This window comes from Pseudomonas sp. PS1(2021), from assembly GCF_020405165.1.
Lineage (GTDB): Bacteria > Pseudomonadota > Gammaproteobacteria > Pseudomonadales > Pseudomonadaceae > Pseudomonas > Pseudomonas aeruginosa.
In genome coordinates this window covers 5,555,015-5,581,483 of sequence record NZ_CP084484.1, presented here as the reverse complement: position 1 = coordinate 5,581,483, position 26,469 = coordinate 5,555,015, and the positions used below count along the sequence as shown (strand labels likewise).

At 66.0% G+C, this 26,469-nt stretch carries 26 protein-coding genes; 14 read left to right on the top strand and 12 right to left on the bottom strand.

Annotation, left to right across the window (positions count from 1 at the left end):
• Positions 1-59 precede the first annotated feature (59 nt).
• Complete coding sequence (locus tag LE197_RS26595; protein WP_023108881.1) at positions 60-1,229, top strand: MFS transporter; 1,170 nt, start codon at positions 60-62, stop codon at positions 1,227-1,229.
• A 29-nt stretch (positions 1,230-1,258) separates the two neighbouring features.
• On the opposite strand, the gene LE197_RS26590 is transcribed toward LE197_RS26595, so the two are convergent.
• Genes LE197_RS26590 through lptM form a run of 6 tightly spaced genes read right to left on the bottom strand, consistent with a single transcriptional unit; the run spans position 1,259 to position 5,856 of the window.
• On the bottom strand, positions 1,259-1,957 hold the full coding sequence (locus tag LE197_RS26590) for an HAD family hydrolase (RefSeq protein ID WP_016254039.1): 699 nt from the start codon (positions 1,955-1,957) through the stop codon (positions 1,259-1,261).
• On the bottom strand, positions 1,954-2,865 hold the full coding sequence (gene xerC / locus LE197_RS26585; protein WP_003114345.1) for a tyrosine recombinase XerC: 912 nt from the start codon (positions 2,863-2,865) through the stop codon (positions 1,954-1,956). Before xerC ends, LE197_RS26590 begins: the two co-directional genes overlap by 4 nt.
• Before the next feature lie 19 nt (positions 2,866-2,884).
• Entirely contained in the window at positions 2,885-3,586 is a 702-nt protein-coding gene (locus tag LE197_RS26580; protein ID WP_003096433.1) for a DUF484 family protein, read from the bottom strand.
• 30 nt (positions 3,587-3,616) lie between these two features.
• Positions 3,617-4,447: a diaminopimelate epimerase gene (gene dapF / locus LE197_RS26575; protein ID WP_003114344.1), complete on the bottom strand. Its 831-nt coding sequence runs from the start codon at positions 4,445-4,447 to the stop codon at positions 3,617-3,619.
• A 10-nt stretch (positions 4,448-4,457) separates the two neighbouring features.
• Positions 4,458-5,705 carry a diaminopimelate decarboxylase gene (gene lysA, locus LE197_RS26570; protein ID WP_003118055.1) on the bottom strand — a complete coding sequence of 416 codons (1,248 nt, stop codon included), beginning with the start codon at positions 5,703-5,705 and terminating at the stop codon, positions 4,458-4,460.
• A 10-nt stretch (positions 5,706-5,715) separates the two neighbouring features.
• Positions 5,716-5,856, bottom strand: a complete 141-nt coding sequence (gene lptM, locus LE197_RS26565; RefSeq protein ID WP_003096430.1) for an LPS translocon maturation chaperone LptM — start codon at positions 5,854-5,856, stop codon at positions 5,716-5,718.
• A gap of 253 nt (positions 5,857-6,109) precedes the next feature.
• Here lptM and cyaY point away from each other — a divergent pair, with 253 nt between their 5' ends.
• From cyaY to rnk, 3 genes are all read left to right on the top strand, one after another.
• On the top strand, positions 6,110-6,445 hold the full coding sequence (gene cyaY, locus LE197_RS26560; protein ID WP_003121284.1) for an iron donor protein CyaY: 336 nt from the start codon (positions 6,110-6,112) through the stop codon (positions 6,443-6,445).
• Positions 6,423-6,632, top strand: coding sequence for a DUF1289 domain-containing protein (locus LE197_RS26555; protein ID WP_003161172.1), 210 nt, complete (start codon positions 6,423-6,425; stop codon positions 6,630-6,632). The genes cyaY and LE197_RS26555 overlap by 23 nt, the downstream gene beginning before the upstream one ends.
• 135 nt (positions 6,633-6,767) lie before the next feature.
• The gene (gene rnk / locus LE197_RS26550) at positions 6,768-7,172 is read left to right on the top strand and encodes a nucleoside diphosphate kinase regulator (RefSeq protein ID WP_003096424.1); all 405 of its coding nucleotides are present in this window, start codon (positions 6,768-6,770) and stop codon (positions 7,170-7,172) included.
• Between the two features lie 43 nt (positions 7,173-7,215).
• Here the strand turns inward: rnk and LE197_RS26545 are convergent, their stop codons facing one another.
• The 5 genes from LE197_RS26545 to LE197_RS26525 all read right to left on the bottom strand — a co-directional run bounded on the left by LE197_RS26545 (position 7,216) and on the right by LE197_RS26525 (position 12,422).
• Complete coding sequence (locus LE197_RS26545) at positions 7,216-7,929, bottom strand: glycine-rich domain-containing protein (protein WP_003118053.1); 714 nt, start codon at positions 7,927-7,929, stop codon at positions 7,216-7,218.
• A gap of 40 nt (positions 7,930-7,969) precedes the next feature.
• Positions 7,970-10,822 (bottom strand): class I adenylate cyclase, encoded by a 2,853-nt coding sequence (locus tag LE197_RS26540; protein ID WP_023108880.1) that lies wholly within the window; start codon positions 10,820-10,822, stop codon positions 7,970-7,972.
• A gap of 148 nt (positions 10,823-10,970) precedes the next feature.
• Positions 10,971-11,204 (bottom strand): TIGR02647 family protein, encoded by a 234-nt coding sequence (locus LE197_RS26535; protein ID WP_003096418.1) that lies wholly within the window; start codon positions 11,202-11,204, stop codon positions 10,971-10,973.
• Positions 11,205-11,246: 42 nt separating this feature from the next.
• A complete protein-coding gene (locus LE197_RS26530; RefSeq protein WP_010792978.1) occupies positions 11,247-12,014 on the bottom strand; it encodes a substrate-binding periplasmic protein in 768 nt (255 codons plus the stop codon).
• A 132-nt stretch (positions 12,015-12,146) separates the two neighbouring features.
• Positions 12,147-12,422, bottom strand: coding sequence for a hypothetical protein (locus LE197_RS26525; RefSeq protein WP_003114340.1), 276 nt, complete (start codon positions 12,420-12,422; stop codon positions 12,147-12,149).
• A gap of 101 nt (positions 12,423-12,523) precedes the next feature.
• Here LE197_RS26525 and LE197_RS26520 point away from each other — a divergent pair, with 101 nt between their 5' ends.
• The 6 genes from LE197_RS26520 (at position 12,524) to LE197_RS26495 (ending at position 21,058) form a co-directional block, all read left to right on the top strand.
• The gene (locus LE197_RS26520; protein ID WP_031637898.1) at positions 12,524-13,504 is read left to right on the top strand and encodes a magnesium transporter CorA family protein; all 981 of its coding nucleotides are present in this window, start codon (positions 12,524-12,526) and stop codon (positions 13,502-13,504) included.
• A 49-nt stretch (positions 13,505-13,553) separates the two neighbouring features.
• The gene (locus tag LE197_RS26515; RefSeq protein ID WP_123788632.1) at positions 13,554-13,745 is read left to right on the top strand and encodes a hypothetical protein; all 192 of its coding nucleotides are present in this window, start codon (positions 13,554-13,556) and stop codon (positions 13,743-13,745) included.
• Between the two features lie 51 nt (positions 13,746-13,796).
• Entirely contained in the window at positions 13,797-14,315 is a 519-nt protein-coding gene (locus tag LE197_RS26510; protein ID WP_003083317.1) for an Hcp family type VI secretion system effector, read from the top strand.
• A 199-nt stretch (positions 14,316-14,514) separates the two neighbouring features.
• On the top strand, positions 14,515-16,590 hold the full coding sequence (locus tag LE197_RS26505) for a type VI secretion system tip protein VgrG (RefSeq protein ID WP_023108878.1): 2,076 nt from the start codon (positions 14,515-14,517) through the stop codon (positions 16,588-16,590).
• The gene (locus LE197_RS26500; RefSeq protein WP_010793653.1) at positions 16,587-19,856 is read left to right on the top strand and encodes a hypothetical protein; all 3,270 of its coding nucleotides are present in this window, start codon (positions 16,587-16,589) and stop codon (positions 19,854-19,856) included. The genes LE197_RS26505 and LE197_RS26500 overlap by 4 nt, the downstream gene beginning before the upstream one ends.
• A gap of 578 nt (positions 19,857-20,434) precedes the next feature.
• Positions 20,435-21,058, top strand: coding sequence for a hypothetical protein (locus tag LE197_RS26495; RefSeq protein WP_003099240.1), 624 nt, complete (start codon positions 20,435-20,437; stop codon positions 21,056-21,058).
• Positions 21,059-21,201: 143 nt separating this feature from the next.
• Here LE197_RS26495 and argH read toward each other — a convergent pair whose 3' ends face one another.
• Positions 21,202-22,596, bottom strand: coding sequence for an argininosuccinate lyase (argH, locus tag LE197_RS26490; protein WP_003114030.1), 1,395 nt, complete (start codon positions 22,594-22,596; stop codon positions 21,202-21,204).
• A 224-nt stretch (positions 22,597-22,820) separates the two neighbouring features.
• Between argH and algZ the strand changes: the two genes are divergently transcribed.
• The 4 genes from algZ to LE197_RS26470 all read left to right on the top strand — a co-directional run bounded on the left by algZ (position 22,821) and on the right by LE197_RS26470 (position 26,450).
• On the top strand, positions 22,821-23,897 hold the full coding sequence (gene algZ, locus LE197_RS26485; RefSeq protein WP_003096404.1) for an alginate biosynthesis two-component system sensor histidine kinase AlgZ: 1,077 nt from the start codon (positions 22,821-22,823) through the stop codon (positions 23,895-23,897).
• A 4-nt stretch (positions 23,898-23,901) separates the two neighbouring features.
• Positions 23,902-24,648: an alginate biosynthesis regulator AlgR gene (gene algR, locus LE197_RS26480; RefSeq protein ID WP_003096397.1), complete on the top strand. Its 747-nt coding sequence runs from the start codon at positions 23,902-23,904 to the stop codon at positions 24,646-24,648.
• Between the two features lie 108 nt (positions 24,649-24,756).
• A complete protein-coding gene (gene hemC / locus LE197_RS26475; protein WP_003114031.1) occupies positions 24,757-25,698 on the top strand; it encodes a hydroxymethylbilane synthase in 942 nt (313 codons plus the stop codon).
• Complete coding sequence (locus LE197_RS26470) at positions 25,695-26,450, top strand: uroporphyrinogen-III synthase (protein ID WP_003114032.1); 756 nt, start codon at positions 25,695-25,697, stop codon at positions 26,448-26,450. Before hemC ends, LE197_RS26470 begins: the two co-directional genes overlap by 4 nt.
• Positions 26,451-26,469 lie beyond the last annotated feature (19 nt).

Below are 26,469 nucleotides of genomic sequence, written 5' to 3'. Positions count from 1 at the left end.
CTCGCGGGCTAGCCAATGCCCACCGCTCTGCCGCGGCAGGCCCTTGAACGGAGAAACGCATGAGCAATACCCGTCGCCACGCCGCATGCCTGGCCTTCGGCCTGTGCCTGATCACCTTGGCGGTGAACCTCCAGGCGCCGCTGTACACCGCCTACGCGGAGCTTTCCGGCTACGGCGCGGCAGCTACCGCCAGCGCTTTCTCCGGCTATGTGCTCGGCGTACTGCCGGTGCTGCTGGTACTCGGCGGGTTGTCCGATCGGATCGGGCGCAAGCCGCCGATCGTCGTCGCGGTGCTGCTGTCGATGGTGGCCACCCTGGTGATGGCGCTCTGGCCGCGCCTGGAGGCGCTCGGCGTGGCGCGCCTGTTGCTCGGCGTCGGCACGGCCCTGGCATCGGCCACCGGGACGGCCTACATGAGCGAACTGATCGCGGGCGGGGATTCTCGCACCTCGGCCAACTGGGTGACCGCCAGCACCTCGCTCGGCTTCGGCCTCGGCGCGGCACTGACCAGTCTGTTCCTGCTGTTCCGGGAGAGCCTGGTGCCCGGCAGCTTCTGGGTCCAGCTGGGACTGGCCTGCGTGGCCCTGGCGGCGGTGGCGGGCCTGCCGGACGAGGCGCCGCGCGGGCGCGATACGCCGATGCTGCGGCTGCCGTTCTTTCCCGCCGGCAGCCTGCCGTACGGCCTCTCGATCCTGCTGGCATGGGCCACTGTGGGTCTGGTCATCGCGGTCCTGCCTTCGCTGCTGGCGGCCCACGGGCTGGCGCGCTGGTCGGGCTTCTCGACCTTCACCGTGATCAGCTGCGGCCTGCTGTTCCAGCCGCTGGCGCGGCGGATGGCGCCGGCCTCGGCGACCTGCCTGGGGCTGGTGATCCTGCCGCCGAGCTATGCCCTGCTGGCCTGGGGCGCGATCCACGGCTCACTGGCTGCGGTGCTGTTCGGTGCGCTGGGCGCGAGCAGTTCCTGCTACGGCTTCACCTACCTGGGCGGGCTGTCGGCGGTGAATGTCCTGGCCGGTGCGGAAAAGCCGCGGGCCAGCGCGGGCTACTTCCTGTTGGCCTACCTCGGCTTCAGCCTGCCGGTGATCTTCACCGGGTTGATCGCGGATCGCTTCGGTGCGTCGACGGCGTTGCTGCTTTTCGGCGTGTCGCTGACGTTGGCTGCCGTTGCGGTGGCGTTTTCCATCTTGCGCGGGGTCGGGCGCATAAAGGCCAGCGCTTCGCGTGCCTAGGCGCTACCCGCGACCGGGGGCCCGGTCCGTCATTGCAGGCGGGCGAGCAGGGCCGGCAGCTCGGCGAGGTTGCGGATCTCCGCGCTCGGCTCTTCCTCCCCGGCCCAGGGCTTGCCGCTTGGGTTGAACCAGATGGCACGCATGCCGGCGCGGCGCGCTCCGGCGATGTCGTCGCTGGGGTGGTCGCCGATGTGTATCGCTGCCGAGGCCTCGACGCCGGCGCGCTTCAGGGCTTCACGGAATGGCGTCGGGTCGGGCTTGCCGACGCCCAGTTCCTCGGCGCAGAGGGCGAACCGGAAGTAGTCGGCCAGGCCCAGGCGGCGCACGTCGGCGTTGCCGTTGGTGAGCACGCCGAGGGTGAAGCGGTCGGCGAGGATCTCCAGGGTCGGGTGGACCTCGGGAAACAGAGTGACCCGGTGGCGCGCTTCGAGGAATACCTGGAAACCGGCCTCGGCCAGGCTTTCCGCCTCCGCCTGTGGATAACCGGCGTCGAGCAGGGCATGGAACAGGATGCGCCGGCGCAGCTCGCTGAGACGGTGGCGCAGCATCGGCTCACGATCCAGCAGGCGGGTGCGGATCGCCCACAGGTGCTCGATGGGTACCGGACCCAGGCGCGCGGCGTTGCTCGCCAGCCATTCGCGGAGCAGGGCCTCGGCGTTGTTCATCACCGGGGCGACGTCCCACAGGGTGTCGTCGAGGTCGAAGGTGATCAGTCGCAGGCTGCTCATGGGTCGTTGCCTCCATCGGCGTTGCCCTTGCGCTTGGCGCGGGGATGGGCGCGGTCGTAGACCGAGGCCAGGTGCTGGAAGTCCAGGTGGGTATAGATCTGGGTCGTGGCGATGTCGGCGTGGCCGAGCAGTTCCTGCACGGCGCGCAGGTCGCCGGACGACTCCAGCAGATGGCTGGCGAAGGAGTGCCGCAGCATGTGCGGGTGCAGGTGCTGGCCCAGCTCGCGGACGCCGGCCTGGCGCACCCGCAGCTGGATCGCCCGTGGCGTCAGGCGCTTGCCGCTGCGGCCGATGAACACCGCACCGTCTTCCGGAGCGGCCTGGGTGCGCAGCGGCAGCCAGGCTTCGAGCGCCTGGCGCGCGGCCTTGCCGACCGGCAGCTCGCGGACCTTGTTGCCCTTGCCGCGCACTCGCACCAGGCCTTCCTTGAGGTCCAGCCATTCGAGATCGAGGCCGACCAGTTCCGAGAGGCGCAGCCCGGAGGAATAGAACAGCTCCAGCAGGGCCTGGTCGCGGCGGGCGATGAAGTCATCCTCCACGGCACCGTCGAGCAATTGCAGGGCGCGGTCGGCGTCGAGGGTCCTGGGCAGCTTGCGCGGACTCTTCGGCGCGCTCAGGCCGTTGGCAGGGTCGTGCCGGCAGCGCCCTTCGCGTAGCAGGTACTGGTAGAGGCCGCGCGTCGCCGAGAGCAGCCGTGCCAGGCTGCGGCTGGACTGGCCCTGCTGGTGCAGGCGGGCGACGAAGGTGCGCAGGCTGCGGGTGTCGAGGGCGTTCCAGTCGGAGAGCCCGGCCTTTTCGGCGAGGGCGAGGATCTTCAGCAGGTCGCGGCGGTAGCCGTCGAGGGTGTGCGCGGAGACCTGGCGCTCGCTGCGCAGATGTTCGAGGAAGGCATCCAGGTCGGCGCGCATCTCGGACCGCCCGCCGCGCTCAGCGGACCGAGCGCAGCGGCGAGGAGAAACGCGGCAGCACGCGGGCCAGGACCTCGGCGACGTAGCCGAGGAACAGGGTGCCGAGGGAACTCTTGTAATGCTGCGGATCGGGACTGCCGATGGCGAGCACGCCGTGCAGGCCCTGGAAACTCAGGGAGACCACCGCTGCGGAGCCGATCTCGTCGCGGTCGCTCTCGCCGAAGAGAAACGCCAGTTCGTGCGGACGCAGCACGCCGCAGACGGTCTTGCCGCCGGAGAGCAGGCCGCCGATGGCCTGGTGCGCCTCCGCGCTGCTCACCGAGCGGCCCACCGAGACGCTACTGTCGCTGAACAGGATCAGGCTCACGTAGGGCACCTGGAACTCGTGGCGCAGGCTGTCCTCGACGGTACTGACCACGTCTTCCAGGCTGGTGGCGTCGAGCAGGTCGAGGACCAGGCGGCGGGTCTTGTCGAACAGGCGGTCGTTCTCGCGGGCCACGTCCATCAGTTGCGAGAGTCGGTGGCGCATCTCGATGTTGCGCTCGCGCAGCAGGCGTACCTGGCGCTCCACCAGCGACACTGCGTCGCCGGGCTGGTGTGGGATGCGCAACTCGGGGATCAGCTCGTCATGCTCGACGAAGAACTCCGGGTGCTGGCTCAGATAGGCGGCCACCTGCTCGGCGTCCAGCGCTGCTGTCGGTTCCTGGCTTTTCTCGGTCATAAGCGTCTCGGTTCTCGCGGGCGACGGCCCTTACAGGCGGACCTGGCCTTCATACACGCGGACGGCAGGCCCGGTCATCATAACGGGCTGGCCGGGACCTGCCCACTCGATGTGCAGGCGGCCGCCGGGGAGGTCGATCTGCACCGGCGATTGCAGCCAGCCCTGGCGAATCCCGGCAACCGCCGCGGCGCAGGCGCCGGTGCCGCAGGCTTGGGTCTCGCCGACGCCGCGCTCCCAGACGCGCAGGCGCGCATGGTGCGGATCGAGCACCTGGAGGAAGCCGATGTTGGCCTTCTTCGGGAAGCGCGGATGGACTTCCAGTTGCGGACCGAGGCTGTGTACCGGTGCGCTGTCGACGTTCTCGACGCGCAGCACGCCATGGGGATTGCCCATGGATACCGCGGCCAGTTCGACGCGCTGGCCATTCACCTCTATCTCATAGGACAAGGCTTCGCGCTCGGCCTGGAACGGTATCTCGGCCGGGGCCAGGCGCGGCGGACCCATGTCCACCGTGACCTGGCCGTCCGGGCGGATATTCAGCTCGATGATGCCGCCCTTGGTTTCTACGCGGATGCTCTTCTTCACCGTCAGGCGCTTGTCCTGAACGAAGCGGGCGAAGCAGCGAGCGCCGTTGCCGCACTGCTCGACCTCGGAGCCGTCGGCGTTGAAGATCCGGTAGCGGAAGTCGACGTCGGGGCTGCTCGGGGCTTCGACGATCAGCAACTGGTCGAAGCCGATTCCGGTGTTGCGGTCGCCCCAGAGCTTGACGTGCTTGGGCTGCACATGGGCGTGCTGGCTGACCAGGTCGAGGACCATGAAGTCGTTGCCCAGGCCATGCATCTTGGTGAAGCGCAAAAGCATGGTCTGGGCCTCACTGCGGCAGCAGGCTTTCGCCGGCGTAGAGCTCTTGGACGGTCTCGCGGCGACGGACCTCGTGGGTCTGCTCGCCATCCACCAGCACCTCGGCGGCGCGGCCGCGGGTGTTGTAGTTCGAGCTCATGACGAAGCCGTAGGCGCCGGCCGAGCGCACCGCCAGGAGGTCGCCTTCGGCGAGCGCCAGGTCGCGATCCTTGGCGAGGAAGTCACCGGTCTCGCAGATCGGCCCGACCAGGTCGTAGCGGCGCGGCGCGGCGTCGCGCGGGCGTACCGCCTGCACGTCCATCCAGGCCTGGTAGAGAGCCGGGCGGATCAGGTCGTTCATCGCCGCGTCGACGATGGCGAAATCCTTGTGCTCGGTGTGCTTGAGGTACTCGACACGGGTCAGCAGCACGCCGGCGTTGGCGACGATGGACCGGCCCGGCTCGAACACCAGGGTCAGGTCGCGGCCGTGCAGGCGCTCGCGGATGGCGCGGATGTAGTCGCCGGCCAGCGGCGGCTGTTCGTCGCGGTAGCGCACCCCGAGGCCACCACCGAGGTCCAGGTGGCGAATGCCGATGCCTTTGCCGGCCAGGCGGTCGACCAGCCCGAGCAGGCGCTCGAGGGCGTCGAGGAAGGGCTCCAGCTGGGTCAACTGCGAGCCGATGTGGCAGTCGACGCCGATCACCTCCAGGTGGTCAAGCTCGGCGGCGCGGGCGTAGACCGCCTCGGCCTCGTCGATGGCGATGCCGAACTTGTTCTCTTTCAGGCCGGTGGAGATATAGGGGTGGGTCTGGGCGTCCACGTCCGGGTTGACCCGCAGCGATACCGGCGCTTTCACGCCGAGTTCCGCAGCTACCCGTTGCAGGCGCTCCAGCTCTTCGCCGGACTCGACGTTGAAGCAGTGCACGCCGACTTCCAGGGCGCGGCGCATGTCGTCGCGGGTCTTGCCGACGCCGGAGAACACCACCTTGGCCGGATCGCCGCCGGCGGCCAGGACACGCTCCAGCTCACCGCGGGAAACGATGTCGAAACCGGCGCCGAGGCGCGCCAGCACATTCAGCACCCCGAGGTTGGAGTTGGCCTTGACCGCGAAGCAGACCAGATGCGGCATGCCGGCGAGGGCATCGGCATAGGCGCGGTACTGGGCCTCGATGTGTGCGCGGGAATAGACGTAGGTGGGCGTGCCGAAACGCTCGGCGATGCGGGAAAGCGCCACCCCTTCCGCGAACAGCTCACCGTCGCGGTAACTGAATGTGTCCATGGGCGCTCTCTCAGAAACCGTAGCGGTCTTTGCTGTGTTCTTTCTTGGCTTTTTCGTCGTCCGGCAGGTACAGCGGGCCTTTCTGGCCGCAGGCGGCGATGGAGCCGGCGAGGAGGGCGAGCGCGACGAAGGACAGGAACAGCCGCTTCATGACGGAATCCTTGTAGAAAACGTGAATTGTTCCGGAGTATACCGACCCCCCGGCGCCTTGCCTATGCGAGCCGGATCAGGTGTGCCGGGGCTTGCAGGGGAATGGCCTGCGGCAGAGGGGATGCCGGCGTTTTCCGCGAGCGTCGCGGCAAAACAGCGCGGACTACGGCAATACCAGCGTAGAATTGTCGGAATAGGGCAAGACGAAGGTAGTCGTCCGCCTTTTTTCCCGTTAGCGAATGCCGAGGCAATGCATGAGTACGATGAATGAAGCGCGTTTCCACGACCTGGTCGATGCGCTCCAGCAGCAGGTGGAAGACGCCTTCGATGACAGCGACCTGGACCTCGACCTGGAGAACGCCGGCGGCGTGCTCACCGTACGCTTCGAGAACGGCTCGCAGCTGATCCTCAGCCGCCAGGCGCCGTTGCGCCAGCTGTGGGTGGCGGCGAAGTCGGGCGGCTTCCACTTCGATTACGACGAGGCCAGCGGCCTCTGGCGCCACGATGGCAGCCAGGAACCGCTGGGCGCGCTGCTCAACCGGGCGACCCTGGAGCAGGGGGGCGAGGATGTCGAGTTCCCCGGCCTCTGAGGCTTCGCCGCCGGCGGTGGCCTCGCCCTGCCGGCGCCTGTGCTGCCTCGACGATGCGGACGTTTGCGTCGGCTGCGGACGTTCCCTGGCGGAAATCCGCGAGTGGGGCAAGGCCGACGATTCCCGCCGCTTGCAGATCAGGTCACAGGCCGCTCGACGCCAGTCGCTGGCGGGCCGTCTCTCCTGATAGGGGGGATGTTGCTAATTCCTGCGACTGTGTTAGTGTCCGGGAAAACCCCGCCTTCGGGCGGGGTTTTTGCTTTTTTGCGATTCCTGCTTTTCATCGATCAACCGAACCGGACCAAGGAGCACGCCTGCGATCATGAGCACGCCGCCGATCACCATCACTCGTCTGGACCTGCAGCGCCTGGAGCGCCTGCTGGATGGCCTGGACGAATTCGGACCCGCCGCCGAGGCGCTGGAGGCCGAACTGTCGCGCGCCCAGGTGGTGGGGCATGACGAGATTCCGCCGGGCGTCGTGACCATGAACTCCACCGTGCGCTGCCGCGAGGAAAGCAGCGGCAAGGAGTACACCCTGACCCTGGTCTATCCCGAAGACGTCGCCGGCGAAGGCAAGGTCTCGATCCTCGCGCCGGTGGGCACCGCGCTGCTGGGCCTGACCATCGGCCAGACCATCGACTGGCCGGCGCCGAGCGGCAAGACGCTGAAGCTGACCCTGCTGGAAATCGAATACCAGCCGGAAGCCGCCGGCGACTACGCGCGCTGATCGGTTTTCGCCCGTCGCCATTCGGCGACGGGCTTCGCGACCCTCAGTCGCCCCCACCGCCCCCGCATCCTCCACCCCCGCAACCGCTGCCGCCGTCTCCGCCGCTATCGCCGCCGCAGCCGTGGCGCGAATCCTGTCCGTCCGAACCGAAGGTACTGCCGCTATCGCTGGCGCAGCCGCTGCTGCAACCGATATGGCTGGCGCAATACACCGCTGCGCCGCCGTCTTGCCGCTGCGCGCAGTTCAGGGCGTAGCGGAAGCCGTCGGCGATCGCCAGTTCCGTGTCGAGGGCGAACAGCAGCGGTAGGCGCGTGGGATTCAGTGGGTCGATGCCCTCGCGGCGGCAGGCCAGCTTCCAGGCGCGCTGGATGCCCTCCTGGGCCTGTCGGGGGCTGCGCATCGCCTGGGCCGGCGTATGGTGGAGGAAGCGCCCGAGTCCCTTGCGGCAGACGTGCTGGTAGAGCCGGGTATGCAGGATCAGTTCGTGCCAGGCGACATCCACCACCTGGGACGGCATCGCGACCATCCGCTTGCCGGCGGCGCGGCATAGCAGCAGGTATTCGCGTAGGCCGCCGAGCACCCGTTGGACCTGTTCCTCGCTGAGCTGCGGATAGCGCTCGCGGACCGCCTGGGCGACCCGCGGCGGCAGGCGGAATTGCTGGATGAAGCGGTAGCGCCGGCGATCCAGGCCGCGGCGGTAGAGATAGCCGCCCACGAATGCGGCGCCAGCGAGCAGGGTAATACCGAGGAGTGCCATCCGTACGTCCTTGTCGAGCCCCGCGCGGTGCGGCGCTGGGTCATTGTTCCAGCAGCGCCTGGTTCAGCGCCGTTTCCAGGACGCTTTTATAACGCAGATAGTGCAGCGTTTGCGGCTGTTCGTCGGCGAACAGCCGCGACAGGTCGAGGTCGGTCAGGTAGCAGGGGTAGGGTTCGCTTTCCGCGCGATGCGCCAGGATATGCCGGGCGACCGCCTTGAACAGGCCGGCGCCGTACTCCAGTTCGGAAAACTCCTGGTGGTCGCAGTACAGGGTGACCTGCACGCGCTTGCGTTCGCCGCGCTCGAGTAGCGCCTGTAGCTCGTACAGCGCGGGCCCGGCCAGGGCCTCCGGCGCCTCGCGAGGCTCGACATGCACTCTGCCGTCGTTGGAGAGCAACTCGTAGTAGCGGATATCCAGCGCGGCCGGCACCTGTTCCGCCAGCGACAGGGCGTTGCGCCGGTACAGCAGCGATTGCAGGAAGCGCTGCAGCGGTGCGAGCAGGCTGCGTTCGTCACGCAATGCCTGGCGCTGGCGCCAGAGGGCGTTGCGTTCGTCGAGCAGGCTGATCTCGGCGCTGTCGAAGTCGCGCCGGTAGAACACCTGGATGCAGTCCGGCCGCCCCATGGACAGGATAAGCCCGAGGCCCTCGCCCTCCAGGGCGTGACGATCCAGCTTCAGGGCGCTGTAGCCATCTCGCTCGCGGCCCAGGTGCTGGAGCAGGCTCGGCAGGTCGGGCAGGCTCTCGTGGCTGACCGCTTCCGGCGACATTTCCAGCAGGTGGTACTGCTGGCGGATCTGCAGCAGGTAGCGGCTTGGCTGGCCGCCAAGCAGTTGCCCGTAGGTCTCGCGGAACAGCTCTTCGACCCGCACGGCGATGGCGGCGGCCCGGTTGCGACAGAAGCAGCGCACCATCAGTTCAGGCGGCTGCGGCGGGCTTCCGGGCTTTTCGCGGACGGCGTCGAGGAACTCGGCAAGGCACTCGGGCAGCGCCTGGGGGCCTGCGTAATGGCGCACCGTCAGTTCGTTCCAGCTGTTGAGGCTGAGCTGGTCGAGGGTCAGCACCAGGTTGTCGCGCACCCCGGCATAACCGAGCACGTCGGTACGCCCGGTAGCCATGTGCAGGTTCATCTGGCTGTGGTGGCGCAGCGGGTCGACACCGACGTTGACCAGCAGCAGGACGCTCTTGAGCCGACGCGGTTGCAGCAGGTCGGCGTCGTCCACGGTCGCCAGGGGGACCGGCAGGAACTGCCGCAGGCTGCCCAGGAGATTGTCCAGTTCGGCATCGCCGAGGTCGCTCTGGCCGGGATGCAGGGACAGCCGGGTGGCGCTGTCGATGACGCCGTTGCGATGGCACCAGGCGAGCAGCTCGACCAGCCTGAGGCTGCGTTTCAGCGGCGCGTAGTCAGGCCACTGGTGAGCGCCCAGGGCACCGGGGAAGATCGCCCACTGCGCCTGCTCGCGGTCGTCGTCGGCGGGCAGCTGGACCAGGGTCAGGACGTCTTCGCCGAGATCCGGGGCGATCCCTGGGTTGATGTTCTCCACCTTGCCTGCCTTGCGCTCGAAGGCGGCATACAGGCGGCGGCCGAGCAGGCCCAGGTCACGGCTGTCGATGCCGCTGTCAGCGCCTTGCTGGCGGGCGATCTGGAACAGCAGGCGGTAGCTGTAGGTCAGTTCGTTGACCACCGTGCGACGCTCTTCCATCACCTGGCGCATCTTCCACTGGCTGCGGCTGTCGAGCAGGGCCAAGCGGCGAGGCTCCCATTGCCATTCCGCGACGAGCCGCTCCATCGACAGGTGCTGCCAGCCCTTCTGCGCCTGGCGCTGGCGACCGCCGAGCTTGCGCCCGACCTTGAGGTACAGGCAGCGCCGCACGAGTTCCAGGCGTTCCGGCGCCTGCTGTTCCCGCAGGTAGCGTTCGAGATGGCGATAGACCAGGACGTAGGGGTCCAGTTCGTCGAGATCGAGCTGGCCGGCGAATACCTGCTCCTTGAAGCGCAGGGCGACGCAGCGGACCCGCGGGTGCTCGCTGGCGTAGGCTTCGGTGAGCAGCAGCTTGAGCAGCGACTTGTAGGGCGAATCGATGGCCTTGGACAACTGCCAGAGGCCGGCGCCGATGAACTCCCGGGCGGGGATGTGCGCCAGGTGGCCGAGGTCGAGCACCTCTTCGGCGCGGATGAAGCGTTTGCCGAGCAGGGTCCGGCAGTATTCGTCGTAGCGCCGTTCATGGGCCGGCGGCACCAGCCACCATAGAGGGGTGCGTCCGCCGAGCCAGATCGCGCTACGGTAGAACTCGTCGAGCAGCAGGAAGTGCTGGGTATTGCCGTCGCCGCCGGACTCTTTCCAGTCTTTGCGTTCGTCCTGGCCGAAACGTGCGACGTCGATCAGGAAACAGTGCACCTCGCTGCCCTGGCTGCGCGCCCAGTCCTCGATCAACGCGCACTTGCGGCGCAGCTCCTGGCGCGCGCCGGGCTCCAGTTCTGGGGCATGGCAGACCCAGAGGTCGAGATCGCTCTGTTCCTCCTGGGCCAGGCTCCCCAGGCTGCCCATCAGGAACAGGCCGTGGATCGGCTGCTGTGCGGGTTCCTGCCTGCGTGGCTTGTAGACAAACGAGCGGGCCAGGCGCTGGGCTTCGGCGAGTACTTCGTCGTCCGCCTCGAAACCGCTCAGGCCCGCTGGCGTGCTGGCCGACAGGTAGCCCGGCAGCAGCGGATGGTTGATGTGGAACAGCAGCGGTAGCAGGCGCAGGACCCGCTCCTGGCGGCTGGACAACGCCTGCCGGGCGCGTTGCAGGCGACCGGCATTGACCGCCAGGAAGCGTTGGCGCAACTGGCCGAGGACCTTGCGGTCGATGCCATCGTCGAGATCGAGGCTGAGTGCGGGGTGTCGGTTCATGGGCGTCCGGGCACAGGCAAGGCCAGGCGCCGTGCCTGGCTCCGGTCATGCCATTGTATCGCCCGGAAGCGCGGCGGCTTGAGCGCCGCACCGCGAACCGGGGCAACCGTCGCGGCCTGTCGGGAGCAGGTCGCGATGGCCGCTTCCGTCAACCCTTGAGGATGGTCAGCAGGCCCTGTGCCTGCTCCGCGGCGTCCAGCCCCAGACTGGTCAGGTAGCCGCCGTCGGGCTGGTCGATCAGCCCCTTGTCGTGCAGGCGTCGGGCGGCGGCGACGGCCTTGCCGTCGGCGGTGTGATGGACCTTGAGTCCTTCCTGGGTGTTGTTCAGGTTGAAGAGCGCCAGCAGTTCCAGTTCGTCGATCAGCTCGGGAGTGAAGGCCATGTCGGCTCCTTGCGGTGTTGAGCACCGGTGAGTGTAGTTGGACTAGGGCGTAGCGTCGGCGGCCTGGCTCCAGCCGTCGAGGATCTTCTGGTACTCGCCGCTGGCGAGGATGCGCTGCATGCCGAGGTCGAAGCGTTCGAGCAGATGCTCGGCCTGCGGGTGGCGGCGCGAGAACGACAGGTACAGCTCCGGGCGGTGGACCGTGGCCACCGGCTGGAACTGGCCTTCCAGTTCGGGATGTTCGCTGAACAACTGGCGAGCCGTATTGCGGTAGGCCAGGGCGTAGTCGACGCGGCCGCGCTGGAGCATGAGGAAACCGTAGTAGTCCTTGCGTACCGGGATGCGCACCAGGTCGTGGCGGCGATCGAAGCCGTCGCCGTATTCATAGCCGAGGGTCACCGCGACTTTCCGGCCGCTCAGCGCCTGCTCCGCATCCACCGGCCGCGCTTCGTCGCGTCGCGCCCAGAGCTGGATCTCCGCGCGGAACAACGGATGCCGGGGCAGACGGTAGTCGGCGAGGATGTGCGGGTTCGGCGAGGTGTTGAAGCAGCCGGCGATCAAGCCTTTCAGGGCCAGCTTCATGCAGCGGGAGTAGGGGTAGGGATTGAGCTGGACCGGCGTGTCCGCAGCCCTGAAGGCGGCCCGCACGATGTCCGCGCTCATGCCCTGGATGCGGCCGTCCTTGTAGGCAGTATAGGGATACCAGTCGTCTTCGGCGCCGAGCACCAGGGGTTCTGTCGGGACGGCCGCTGCCGGGCCGGAAAGGGCCAGCAGCAGGCAGATGGGCAGGAAGTGGAACCAGGATCGCATCCGGTATCGCTCCGCGAAAGCAGGTGGCACGGAGAGTGGGCGCCACCTTTCTACCAGAGCGGCAGGCGTTTGGCGAAACAAAACCGCATGGATACGAGGGGCATTCGCCGGCACCAGTCGGCCCGGCTCCGCTCATTCGTCGTCCGGCAACGTCGGCAGGGCACGCAGCGCATGCTCGTAGCCGGCGCTGTCGAAAGCGCGGTCGGCGGCGAGCATGGCGTTGATCTCGTGGGCCAGCACGTAGGCCATCATGCCCAGCGCCTCGTCGCGCTCGTAGCCGACCAGGGTCAGCTTGTTGAACACGGCGCGTGCCGCCGGCGGATTCTCGCTTTCGATCTGGTTCTCGATGGCCTGGATCAGTTTTTCCTCGGCGAAGCCGTCTTCCTGGTTGTCGTCCTGTTCGCTCATCGGGCGTTCCTCGTTCTGGCGCAAAGTACCGCTTGTGCGGCGGCGGGAAGTTGTCCACCCTGCTTGGCCAACGGATGGCCGCGAAGGTAGCGATACCCGACATGATCACCTATTACATCCTTTCCGGCGACCGCCTGGAGCGACGCCAGCACGACGATGCCCAGCGGGGGTTGCCGCCGGGCACCCTGTGGATCGACCTGCATCACCCGACCCCCGAAGAGGAGCGCCTGCTCGAATCCCACCTGCAGGTGAACATCCCGACCCGCGAGGAGATGGCCGAGATCGAGGATTCGTCGCGCTTCTACGAGGACGGCAACGTCCTCTACATGACCACTTCGGTGGTCGGCGGGATCACCGAGCACCGGCCGAGCACAGAGGAAGTGACCTTCGTCCTCAGCGAGAAATGGCTGATTACCGTGCGCTACGCCGACCTGCGTTCGTTCCGCGAGTTCGAGAACCGCTGCATCCGCCAGCTCGACGCCAACCGCAGCAGCACCCAGTTGTTCGCCCTGATGATGGACAGCCTGGTGGACCGCATCGCCGACGTGTTGGAGGCCGTACAGGGGCAACTGAGCAGCATGTCGCGGGAGATCTTCGCCGAGTCCATCGCCCAGACCCGCAAGCCGAAGACCGACCTGCAGCAGATCATCAAGCACCTCGGGCGCAGCAGCTCGCTGCTGTCCAAGCTCAACGACAGCCTGCTCAGCATCAATCGGATGAACAGCTATTTCCGCCAGGGTTGCAACGGCTGGCTTTCCGAGCCGGCCAAGGTGCTGGCGAAGACCGTGGAGCGCGATGTGCGCTCGCTGGACGAGTACCTGGCGAAGATGTCCACCGAGATCAACTTCCTCCTCGACGCGACCCTTGGCCTGATCAACATCGAGCAGAACAGCATCATCAAGGTGTTCTCCATCGCCGCCGTACTGTTCCTGCCGCCGACCCTGGTGGGCACCGTCTACGGCATGAACTTCAAGGACATGCCCGAGCTGGACTGGTCCATCGGCTATCCGATGGCGCTGGGGATGATGGTGGTATCGGCGATCCTTCCGTACCTCTGGTTCAAGTTCAAGAACTGGCTCTGAGGCACTCGGCAGGTGTGCAACTTTTTGCTGGATAACTTCGGGAAAAGCTGTGGATACCACGCTGGGGCCAAGGCCTGACGGGGTCTTCGATGAAGTGAGCAAGTTCTTGCATAGCACTGTGCAACAACTTGCTCACTTTTTCGGGGTAAACCCAGGGGAAAGCGTTCGTGCGGGCCGGGAGATTCTTCAAGAGTTTGATTTAAAAGGTAAATATTTTATTGGCACGAAGCTTGTTGGGTAGCTGCCGCACCAGGACATGTCGTCCCGGCTACCACTGACAAGGAATGCATCCATGGCAACCCCCGCCTATATGTCCATCACCGGCACCAAGCAGGGCCTGATCACCGCCGGCGCCTTCACCGAGGATTCGGTCGGCAACACCTACCAGGAAGGCCACGAGGACCAGGTGATGGTCCAGGGCTTCAACCACGAAGTGATCATCCCGCGCGACCCGCAGTCCGGCCAGCCGACCGGCCAGCGCGTGCACAAGCCGGTGGTCATCACCAAGGTCTTCGACAAGGCCTCGCCCCTGCTGCTGGCCGCCCTGACCTCCGGCGAGCGCCTGACCAAGGTCGAGATCCAGTGGTACCGCACCTCCGCCGCCGGCACCCAGGAGCACTACTACACCACCGTCCTGGAAGACGCGATCATCGTCGACATCAAGGACTACATGCACAACTGCCAGGACCCGGGCAACGCCCACTTCACCCACCTGGAAGACGTGCACTTCACCTACCGCAAGATCACCTGGACCCACGAAGTCTCCGGCACCTCCGGCTCCGACGACTGGCGCTCCCCGGTCGCCGGCTGAGCCGCGACCGCCGCACGCGGCCAGCCTCGCTGGCCGTCGTGCCCTCGATGACCCATAGCACCGTGGCCAGGAAAGCCCGCGCCGGGTCGATGCCGCTTTGTTTGTTGTAGGCAGCTTCCGATCGAGCCTGCGCGCCCTTGTCTCGCCCGCGCCAGGCAGGACAATCGAATCGGTCGCCTGCGCCAGTGAGGGACAACGGATGTTCGCAGCAGCCAACCAGACCCATTTCAGCCTCGCCATCGACGGCCTCGCCCTCGACCTGCAGGTGCTCTCCTTCAGCGGCCGCGAAGCCATCAGCCAGCCGTTCGCCTTCGACCTGGAGCTGGTCGGCGAACGCCCCGTGCCGGACCTCGAAAGCCTGCTGCACAAACCCGCCTTCCTTACCCTCGGGCCCGCCGGCAACGGTATCCACGGCCTGGTGCGCAGCGCCGGACAGGGCGACTCGGGCAAGCGCCTGACCCGCTACCGCATCACCCTCGTCCCGCAACTGGCCTACCTCGCCCAGCGCACCAACCAGCGCATCTTCCAGCACCTCACGGTGCCGCAGATCGTCGGTCGGGTGCTGGAGGAACACGGCATCCTCGCCGACGCCTACCGCTTCCAGCTCGGCACCCGCTACCCCGAGCGCGAATACTGCGTGCAGTATGACGAGAGCGACCTGCAGTTCGTCCAGCGCCTGTGCTGCGAGGAGGGCATCCATTTTCATTTCCAGCACAGCGCCACGGCGCACCTGCTGGTGTTCGGCGACGACCAGACGGTGTTCCCGCGGCTCGCGCCGGTGGCCTACCAGCAGGACTCCGGCCTGGTCGCCGACCGGCCGGCGGTCAAGCGCTTCGGCGTACGCCTGGAAACCCGCACCAGCCGCGTCACCCGCCGCGACTACGACTTCGAGAAACCGCGCCTGACACTGGAAAGCGCCGCCCGCGGCGAAGCCCGGCCGGACCTCGAGGACTACGACTATCCCGGTCGCTTCGTCGACCGCGAGCGCGGAAAGCACCTGGCCAGGCGCGCCCTCGAACGGCAGCGCAGCGACTACCGCCTGGCCGAGGGCCGCAGCGACCAACCGTTGCTGCTCAGCGGCCACTTCCTGCCGCTGGCCGCCCATCCCCAGGCGGGCTGGAACGACCTCTGGCTGCTCACCGAGGTGATTCACGAGGGGCGGCAGCCTCAGGTGCTGGAGGAAAGCATCGTCTCCGATGCCTCGGCGAGCCCGGACGACTTCCGGCAGGGTTACCGCAACCGCTTCCAGGCCACGCCCTGGGAGGCGTTCTTCCGTCCCCCACCGACGCCGCCGAAGCCGCGCATCCTCGGCACGCAGAGCGCGGTGGTGACCGGCCCGAAGGGCGAGGAAATCCACTGCGATCGCTACGGTCGGGTGAAGGTGCAATTCCACTGGGATCGCGGGGGCCAGGCCGACGACAGCAGCAGTTGCTGGTTACGCGTTGCCTCCGGCTGGGCGGGAAGGAACTACGGTGCCATCGCCATCCCGCGGGTCGGCATGGAGGTGCTGGTGACCTTCCTCGAAGGCGATCCCGACCAGCCGCTGGTCACCGGCTGCCTGTTTCACAGGGAACATCCGGTGCCCTACGAACTGCCGGGGCACAAGACCCGCAGCGTCTTCAAGAGCCTCAGCAGCCCTGGCGGCGGTGGCTACAACGAGCTGCGCATCGAGGACCGCAAGGGCCAGGAGCAGATCTTCGTCCATGCCCAGCGCGACTGGGACGAAAACATCGAGCACGACCAGAAGATCCGCGTCGGTCACCAACGCCACGACACCGTGCAGGCGAACAGCTACAGCGAGTTCAAGGCCGAGGAACACCGCACCACCCACGCCGAGCGCAAGGTGGAGGTCCGAGCCAGCGACCACCTCACCGTAGCCAACGACCAGCACCTGAAGATCGCCAGCGGCCAGTTCGTCGAGGCCGGCCAGGAGATCCACCTGAGCAGCGGTCTGAAGGTGGTGCTGGAGGCCGGCGCCGAACTGACCCTCAAGGGCGGCGGCAGCTTCCTCAAGCTCGACGCCAGCGGCGTGACCCTCTCCGGGGCCAACGTCCGGGTCAACTCCGGCGGCAGCCCGGGCAACGGCAGCGGCGCGGCGCCGCTGTTGCCGGGGCCGCCGCTCGACGCGGATGCGGCGACAGCGGGCCAGGTACTGGACAACCCGGCGCGTAGCCGTCCCGAGCGGAAGGGGCCGGAACAATTGATCGTCGATGTCTGGGGAGACCCGGCGCAAGGAAGCCAGGTCGTACTGTTGCCACCGGAGAGCGAGGCATGAGCGGATTCCAGGACCAGAGTATCGACGAAGGCGTGCGCAAGCGCACCGCCTACCAGAACGATCGGCGTGCACGACTGGCATTGAACGTCGAGCGACAGGACGGCGGTATCCTGCAGATTCCGGTGGCCAGCGATATGCTCGGCCATGAGGAGCACGAGCGTATCCAGCAGAACACCTTCCTGGCCGTGATGCCGCTGGTCCGCCTGCCAACGCTGGGCAAGGCCGGTTATGGCGACCAGCTGCCCGCCGGCGCGCTACCGCGGGCGGGACGGATCTACCTGTTCCAGGACGGCAAGCTGTGGCGCGAACTGGAGTGTGATGGCAAGGGCAACCTGTTCGAAGTCGACCTCCTGCAGGGGCGCAGCCAGCGTGCGGACAAGCGTCCGGCCGTAGGCAAGACACAAGCGCTGATCCTGGTGCCGGTGCTGGTCAAGGGGCAGTTCGTGATCCCACGCTACACCATGGCCTATAGCGAAACTCCCTGGCCTTGGTCGTACATCGACTGGCTGGAGGAGGACCCGCAGCGGGTCAACCGGCGCTGCCAGCAGATGGCGTCCGCTTGGAACGCCTCGGTGGCCAACCAGCACTGGAAAGCCTCCATCCATCATCCCGCGCTGGTCATTGATCATCACGCCCAGGGTTTGCGACCTCGCGACTTCAACGTCGAGAGCGCGCTGGAAGACCCGGCGGAATTCACACCTGCGTTCGCCGCCTTTCGCGAAGAGTCGCTGGTGTGCCAGTTGCAGCGACGCCAGCAGGAATTGGCGCCCCTGCTGAAGCAGGCTCCGCCCTCTGCGCTACCTACTCTGGAGGCCGGAGAGGACGTACTGGAAACCCTCAAGCTGCGTGGCCATCCCAACCTCATCGGGCTGATGCTCGACGACTCGCTGTTCGCCTTGCGCCACGCTGCGGCGCAGGCGCGCCACTGCGCTGCCTACTTGCGCAGCCTCAATGCACTGCTGCCGCACCGTCCCAACGGACGCTATGCACAGGTGCTGAGCAACATGCTCGACGGCCCGCTCGCCAAGCTCAGGGGCGAGGTCGATCAGGCCGAACTGGACGAGGCGATCTTCGCCGAGGAGCGACAGTCTTGCCGAATCCACCTGACGCAGCAGGTCGAGCATCTGGTTGCCCTGCTGGAAGGCCCCTTGCACCCGGTGTTGCAGGACTGGACCCACCAGTGCGACGAAGCCCTGCTGGAGCCCTACAGCCTGATGAGCGAGGCACTGGCTGCGCTGAACCAGCTTCCCGACCGCTGCGACGCACTGTACAGCGGTACCGCCTACCGGGCGCTGGCGGCACATGTCGAGCGGGTGGTCAGCACGGTTCTGCAGGCAAGCCACCCGCTTGGCGCCATGCTCCTGGCCAAGGACGAAGGACAACTTCCCGAGCCGGTTCGGCGCCTGCAGGCGCTGCGCGATAGCCCGCGGACGCCGGACCCCGACGCAATGGGCCTCAGCACGCTGATGCTGGGAGCCAGTCTGCTGGGCGAGGTCGACCAGCCCAGCGCCGGCAAGAGCCTCGCCTACTTCCTCGGCGACCTGCTGGACGTGTTCGGCGCCAGCGTAGTCGAGCAACTCGGCCGGCTGTCCCAGGGCGCCACCCAGATCCAGCTCGACCGCTTGTTCGCACCGACCTTCAATACTCTGAGCGCCCTCTCGGTGAAGATGAAAGGTATCCGCCTGCTGCCCGACAGTCAGGTGCCGCTCGACATGGTTGTCGTCGGCGTGCGCGGAGCCGGCCTGCGCAACGGTCTGACCGAGGTCGAGCGCCAGGAGCTGAGGCGCAAGAGCTATCGGCGCGCCATCGTTCAGGACGGTGCCGGCAATCCCCTGGCCGGCACCAGTCCCCGCGACACCGGCATGAGTCGCGCCAACCTGCGCAACGTCATGGTGGTGGCGGTACCCAAGGATCACCCGGACCTGCTTGCCTACACGAAATTCCGTACGCAGTTAGGCACGTTGACCCAGGTGATGGAGAACACTCGCATCGTGCCGACGATGATGCTGGGGTTTGCGATTTATAACTTGAATGTGCAGGTGCAGGCATACAGTGGCTTTGTAGACAGTGGAGAAAAGCACAGAGGGACGATCGGGGCTGTCGGTGCAGTAATCGATTTAACAGCCGCTGGAGGAAGCCATGCAAAGCTGCTTTTCGGACCATCTACTGCAAAGTATCTAGAAACCCCACGTATATCGGTAGCCCAAATATCCCCTCGATGGGCCAGGAATCTAGAAGTTCAAACAGGCAGCCCTAAGTTAGGGTTGCTACGTGGGCTTGGTGGCGCAGCCACACTATTCGGTGCAGGCATCAGTGTATGGGATGGCTACCGAGCTTTGAGGCAGGGAGATAGCGATGCGGCTGCGGCCTACGGTGTGGCCGCAGTGGGTGGGGGCCTTTGGGGTGCCTACGTCCTAGGATGGATAGTAAACCCTTATGCTTTGCTGGCTGGTGCGGTTTTGGCGATCGGAGGCACTGTGGTCGCTAATCTACTGACTGACAGCGATGCGGAAACCATCGTCAAGAAAGGCCCCTTCGGCCGGCAATTCGCCGAGGCTGGCCTGCTCGATTCGCTGATGGGCCAGGACCAGCGCTTCGCCCATCTGAAAGACCCGCAAACGGCCTATCGCCAATTGCTGGGAGTCCTCGGCCATCCGCGGGTCTTTGTCCATCGCCTGGAAGACTGGCGCAAATTGGCGCCGGCGGCGCATCGATCTGTCTTGCAGGAAGCGGAACGGGGTCGCCAAGCGGTCAGCCGCACTGCGCTATCCTGCATCGACCCCAAGTTGCAGGCGCTGGAGGCAAACGATTGGGCCGTGGTGCTGAGTTCCCCGCTCCTGGCCATGTTCGAGAATGGCCAGAAGGCGTTCCGCCTGGTGGCCCAGGAGTTTCTCAGCAGCTTGCCGATCGATCCGGGCACCCTGTTCGGCGTCAAGCGCTACCATCGGGTCCCCGCGGGCCCCGCCAAGCTCGAAGCCTTGCCGTTGGATGCTGCCAGCGTGCTCTACGTGCTGCCGGCCAGCCTGCCGATTCCGCAGTTGTCTCCTCGGGCCCGCTATAGCATGCGCATGACCCAGGGTTTGAAGATCAGCGCACAGTTCGAACTCAATGCCGACCAGCCTGAGCAGCGGCTTGTCCTGCCTCAACCCAGCCCGAAGAGTTGGAGTGCATTCACATCCGCCAATCGGTACCTTCCCCCGGACGACTTGGGCCCCCATGCTGCGCCACCTTATTGGTTGATAGAGAACAGTGAGTTCAACGTATGACTGTACACATGGATGCCACGTACTCAGCCAGTGCTTATCGCAGTGAAGTCAACGACTCTTTACCGCCGCCAAGGTGGAAGGAGGAGTCTAACCGTAATGGTATTTTTGACACCCATCTTGCCTTTGGGAACTATGCCAATCTAGATCCGGAAATGGAGATTGTAGGGCAGCTTTCGATCGGGGCTGAGGATAAGTCAGAGGTTGGAGGTGCTGAGGCATATTGCAACTCTATGCGTTGGCAGTTCCAGAACTCTAGCAGAATTCCTTATATAATATTCACGCTTAGGATGCTGTGCTATTTTTTTGTATGGATTGCTTTGGGAATTGGCATAATGGGAGAAGCCACCGGAGAGTGGAGGAGGGACATACAGCAACTCTACACCTTGGTTTGCTCATTCTTTGTGGTGGCTGTTTCAGTAATATCCATGGTGGCCTTTCTTTCGAATAAAAAATATCTTCACGTAATTCAGATGTCGGGTTTTTTATTTTCAATCCCATTGGCTTTGTACCAGTATGGAACAATATTTGGAACCAATGGTTTGCAAATAGCAATTTGGATAGGTGTAGCTACTTATTTTATGGGTGCAGTCGGCTTCAGCGCCATCCTTTGGCTCTACAGCAAAGTCTTCAAGCAAGATGGCAGTGAATTCAATCGCCTGGACGGCATGCTCCGCTTCAAGCGTCGCTTCCGCCGCCTGTTCGTCGCTCCCTTCGACGAGTTCGATCCGGTGCTGCAATTGCTGCCCAGTGGCTACGGCAGCCACGACTATGCGCTCTGGTTGCATCACCGCTATACCGACAACAAGGTCTGTCTGGCCACCCGCGTCCACTCCCTCGGTCTCGACAAGGTCAATGCCCTGGCCTTCTGGGACTGCCTGCAACGCTACATGGACGTGACCCAGCCGTTGCCCGACCTGCCGGTCCTGGAGCCGAGCCGCCCCTTAGATCCGGTCACCGCCGAGCATGATCGGCATACCGGACGCGATCCCCATTACTGGCGCCAGCGCACCTACCAGGGCTGGCCAGCCAAGGAGCGCAAGGAGCTGGACCGACGCCTGCATGAGTATCCCTGGCAACAGCAGCCCTGCATCGTCAGGGCGCGCATCGATCCCGGGCTAAGCATCGAAGCCTATTACCGGCGCCAGGAAGCCAAGGGCATTTTTGCCACGCCCAGGGCCGATGATTTCAATGATGAGCACTGATGCTGAGTTATTCCGCCATTGCGACCGGTTAGCGAAGAAGGACTTTCACTAGAGTGGCTGTCGATCTACAAGGGCGTTCCTGTCCCGCCGTGCGATCAAGTCTCGGGTAGGACAGGGAGATCTGCCGGGCACTGGGCGCGACTTCAGCGCTGTGCCAGCAGTTTTCTGCCGCGGGCGACGGCGGCACGGACCTGGTTCGGCGCGGTGCCGCCGATATGGTCGCGGGCGTTGACCGAGCCTTCCAGGGTCAGCACGTCGAAGACGTCGGCGTCGATCTGCTCGCTGAAGCGGCGCAGTTCGTCGAGGCTCATCTCGGCGAGGTCCTTGCCGCTGTCCACGCCGTACTTCACTGCGTGGCCGACGATCTCGTGGCAGTCGCGGAACGGCAGGCCCTTGCGCACCAGGTAGTCGGCCAGGTCGGTGGCGGTGGAGAAACCGCGGCGTGCCGCCTCGCGCATGATCTCGCGCCGGGGCCGGATCGCCGGGACCATGTCGGCGAAGGCGCGCAGGCTGTCGCGCAGGGTGTCGGCGGCGTCGAACAGCGGTTCCTTGTCTTCCTGGTTGTCCTTGTTGTAGGCCAGCGGTTGGCCCTTCATCAGGGTCAGCAAGCCGGTGAGGGCGCCGAACACCCGGCCGGACTTGCCGCGTACCAGCTCCGGCACGTCGGGGTTCTTCTTCTGCGGCATGATCGAGGAGCCGGTGCAGAAGCGGTCGGGCAGGTCGATGAACTGGAACTGCGCGCTGGTCCACAGCACCAGCTCTTCCGAGAAGCGCGACAGGTGCATCATCGCCAGGCTGGCGGCGGCGCAGAATTCGATGGCGAAGTCGCGGTCGGAGACGCCGTCCAGGGAGTTGCCGCCAACCGCGTCGAAGCCCAGCAACTGGCAGGTGATCTCGCGCTGGATCGGGTAGGTGGTGCCGGCCAGGGCCGCCGAGCCGAGCGGCATGCGGTTGACCCGCTTGCGGCAGTCGACCAGGCGCTCGTAGTCGCGGCCGAGCATCTCGAACCAGGCCAGCAGGTGGTGGCCGAAGGTCACCGGCTGGGCGGTCTGCAGGTGGGTGAAACCGGGCATGATGGTGTCGGCTTCCGCTTCGGCTAGGCCCAGCAGGCCCTCCTGCAGGCGGGTGATCTCGGCGAGGATGGTGTCGATCTCGTCGCGTAGCCAGAGGCGGATGTCGGTGGCCACCTGGTCGTTGCGCGAGCGGCCGGTGTGGAGCTTCTTGCCGGTGACGCCGATGCGGTCGGTCAGGCGCGCCTCGATGTTCATGTGCACGTCTTCCAGGTCGACGCGCCAGTCGAAGCTGCCGGCTTCGATTTCCGCCTGGATCTGTTGCAGGCCGTCGACGATCGCATCGCGCTCGGCGTCGCTCAGCACGCCGACCTTGGCCAGCATCGTGGCGTGGGCGATGGAACCCATGATGTCGTGGCGGTAGAGACGCTTGTCGAAGTCGACGGAGGCGGTGAAACGGGCGACGAAGGCGTCGACGGGCTCGCTGAAGCGGCCGCCCCAGGACTGGTTGGTCTTCTCTACGCTCATGGTATCTCTCGCTGCAACAAGAAACGGACAGGCCGCGCGGCCTGCGTGACGGGCAAAGTGCGACGATGATAGCAGGCCGGGAGGAAAAACCGGCGGCTCGTCGACGAAGCCGGAACGAGCGCTGTTTCGCGGTTTTTTGCGGCAGATGGCATTTCGGTGCTTTATTTCGCCCGTACGCCCGCGGCTGTCTTGCGGGCGCCACGGGCCTTGCGGAAACTCTGTCGATGCCTATCCGATTCAAGCCCGGCCGCTCGACCCGGCCGGCCGTCCAAGACGACTTCTTCATTCCCGAGCTCTGCGAAGCCGAAGCCCTGTTCACCCTGGTGCTGCTGGCGGAGCTGCTGGTGCTCGTGCTGGTGCTGGCGGAGCCGATGACGCCGAGCTTCAACTGGGTGCGCCTGGCCCTGGCGTCGCTGTTCGTGCAGTGGATCGTACTGCTCTCGGCGGCGCTGTTCTGCCGCCTGCGGCCATTGCTCGCACGCCTGCCGGTGGCGCTGGCGGGGAGTGCCTGCTGCCTGTTGGTGGTGGCCCTCACCCTGGGCTGCACGGCGGTCGCCGAGCACTATCAGCTGGGCGGAGAACTGACGCGTGCCGGCGAGGTCAATCTGTATCTGCGGCACGCGCTGATCGCGCTGATCATGTCCGCCCTGGTGCTGCGCTACTTTTACCTGCAGAGCCAGTGGCGCCGGCAGCAGCAGGCCGAGTTGCAGGCGCGCCTGGAATCGCTGCAGGCGCGGATTCGCCCGCACTTCCTGTTCAACAGCCTGAACAGCATCGCCAGCCTGATCGAGCTGGACCCGCTGAAGGCCGAGCATGCGGTGCTGGACCTGTCCGACCTGTTCCGGGCCAGCCTGGCGAAGCCCGGCACTTTAGTTTCCTGGGAGGAGGAACTGGCGCTGGCAAGGCGCTATCTTTCCATTGAGCAGTATCGTCTTGGCGATCGCCTGCAACTGGACTGGCAGGTGCACGGGGTGCCGGCCAACCTGCCGATCCCCCAACTGACCTTGCAGCCGCTGCTGGAAAATGCGCTTATCTATGGCATCCAGCCGCGGGTCGAAGGTGGCCTGGTGCAGGTCGAGGCGGTTTATCGTGAAGGAGTGTTCCAGCTATGTGTGAGCAACCCCTACGACGAGGCGCTCGAGTCGCCCCCGTCGAAAGGCACGCGACAGGCGTTACACAATATCGATGCACGACTTGGGGCACTTTTCGGGCCTAAAGCGAGTCTCAGCGTCGAGCGCCGTGACGGACGGCACTACACCTGTCTACGCTATCCATGTGCGCGACTCATGCAGGAAGCCTGAGCTTATGAATGTCCTGATTGTCGATGACGAACCTCTGGCGCGAGAGCGCCTGGCCCGATTGGTAGGGCAACTGGACGGCTATCGCGTCCTCGAGCCCTCGGCCAGCAATGGCGAAGAAGCGCTGACGCTGATCGACAGCCTCAAGCCCGATATCGTCCTGCTGGATATCCGCATGCCCGGTCTGGACGGCCTCCAGGTCGCGGCCAGACTCTGCGAGCGGGAAGCGCCGCCGGCTGTGATCTTCTGCACGGCCCATGACGAATTCGCCCTGGAAGCCTTCCAGGTCAGCGCCGTGGGCTACCTGGTCAAGCCGGTGCGCAGCGAAGACCTGGCCGAGGCGTTGAAGAAAGCCTCGCGACCGAACCGCGTGCAACTGGCCGCGCTGACCAAGCCCCCGGCCTCCGGCGGCAGCGGTCCGCGCAGCCACATCAGTGCACGGACCCGCAAGGGGATCGAGCTGATCCCGCTGGAAGAGGTGATCTTCTTCATTGCCGACCACAAGTACGTGACCTTGCGCCATGCGCAGGGCGAGGTGCTGCTGGACGAGCCGTTGAAGGCGCTGGAAGACGAGTTCGGCGAGCGCTTCGTGCGCATCCACCGCAACGCGCTGGTCGCCCGCGAACGGATCGAACGCCTGCAGCGTACGCCGCTGGGGCATTTCCAGCTCTACCTGAAAGGCCTCGACGGCGATGCGCTGACCGTCAGCCGGCGGCACGTGGCCGGGGTCAGGCGTCTGATGCATCAGCTCTGACGGCGGTCGGCGGTTCGCCAGCGACCCGGGTGCGGCTATCGGGCCCAGCGTCCGCGCACTCGGGTTCGAACTGTTATCATGGGCGCATCCCTGTGCACGGAATATCCCATGTCGTCCCGCGAAATCCGCATCGCCACTCGCCAGAGCGCCCTCGCCTTGTGGCAGGCCGAATACGTCAAGGCGCGCCTGGAACAGGCGCATCCCGGCTTGACCGTCACCCTGCTGCCGATGACCAGTCGCGGCGACAAGCTGCTCGACGCACCGCTGGCGAAGATCGGCGGCAAGGGCCTGTTCGTCAAGGAACTGGAAACCGCCCTGCTCGAAGGCGCCGCCGACATCGCGGTGCATTCGATGAAGGACGTGCCGATGGACTTTCCCGAGGGGCTCGGCCTCTACACCATCTGCGAGCGCGAAGACCCGCGTGACGCTTTCGTCTCGAACACCTACGCCAGCCTCGAGCAACTGCCAGCCGGCAGCGTGGTCGGCACCTCCAGCCTGCGCCGCCAGGCGCAGCTGCTGGCGCGCCGGCCGGACCTGCAGATCCGTTTCCTGCGGGGCAACGTCAATACCCGCCTGGCCAAGCTGGATGCCGGCGAATACGACGCGATCATCCTCGCCGCCGCCGGCCTGATCCGCCTCGGCTTCGAGTCGCGCATCCGCTCCTCGATCAGTGTCGACGACAGCCTGCCCGCCGGCGGACAAGGCGCCGTCGGCATCGAATGCCGTACGGCCGACAGCGACCTGCATGCCTTGCTGGAACCCTTGCACCATACCGACACGGCTCTGCGGGTCACTGCCGAGCGCGCGCTGAACAAGCGGCTCAACGGCGGTTGCCAGGTGCCGATCGCCTGCTACGCCATCCGCGAGGGCGACCAGCTGTGGCTGCGCGGCCTGGTCGGCCAGCCTGATGGCACCCAGTTGCTGCGCGCCGAGGGGCGGGCGCCACTGGCGGAAGCCGAGGCGCTGGGCGTGCGGGTGGCCGAGGACCTGCTGGAGCAGGGCGCCGAAGCGATTCTCGAAGCCGTCTACGGCGAGGCCGGACATCCGTGAGCGGCTGGCGGCTCCTGCTGACGCGCCCCGACGAGGAGTGCGCGGCCCTGGCCGCCAGCCTCGGCGAGGCGGGCGTCCATAGCAGTAGCCTGCCGCTGTTGGCGATCGATCCGCTGGAAGAAACCCCGGAGCAGCGTACGCTGATGCTCGACCTGGACCGCTACTGCGCGGTGGTGGTGGTCAGCAAGCCGGCGGCGCGCCTGGGGCTGGAGCGGCTCGACCGCTACTGGCCGCAGCCGCCGCAGCAGACCTGGTGCAGCGTCGGCGCGGCGACCGCGGCGATCCTCGAGGCCTACGGCCTCGACGTAACCTACCCTGAACAGGGCGACGACAGCGAAGCGTTGCTGGCGCTGCCGGCGTTCCAGGATTCCCTGCGCGTGCACGATCCGAAAGTGCTGATCATGCGCGGCGAAGGTGGCCGAGAATTCCTCGCCGAGCGCCTGCGCGGCCAAGGCGTGCAGGTGGACTACCTGCCACTCTACCGGCGCCGGGCTCCGGACTATCCGGCCGGAGAGCTGCTGGCAAGGGTGCGGGCGGAACGCCTGAACGGCCTGGTGGTCAGCAGTGGACAGGGTTTGCAAAATCTGTATCAGTTGGCGGCAGCCGATTGGCCCGAGATAGGCCGGTTGCCGCTGTTCGTACCCAGCCCGCGGGTCGCCGAGATGGCGCGCGAACTGGGTGCGCAACGGGTGATTGATTGCCGGGGCGCGAGCGCGCCGGCCTTGCTGGCGGCCCTGACGAGCGCCGCCTAGAACTTTCTTGACCAAAGGA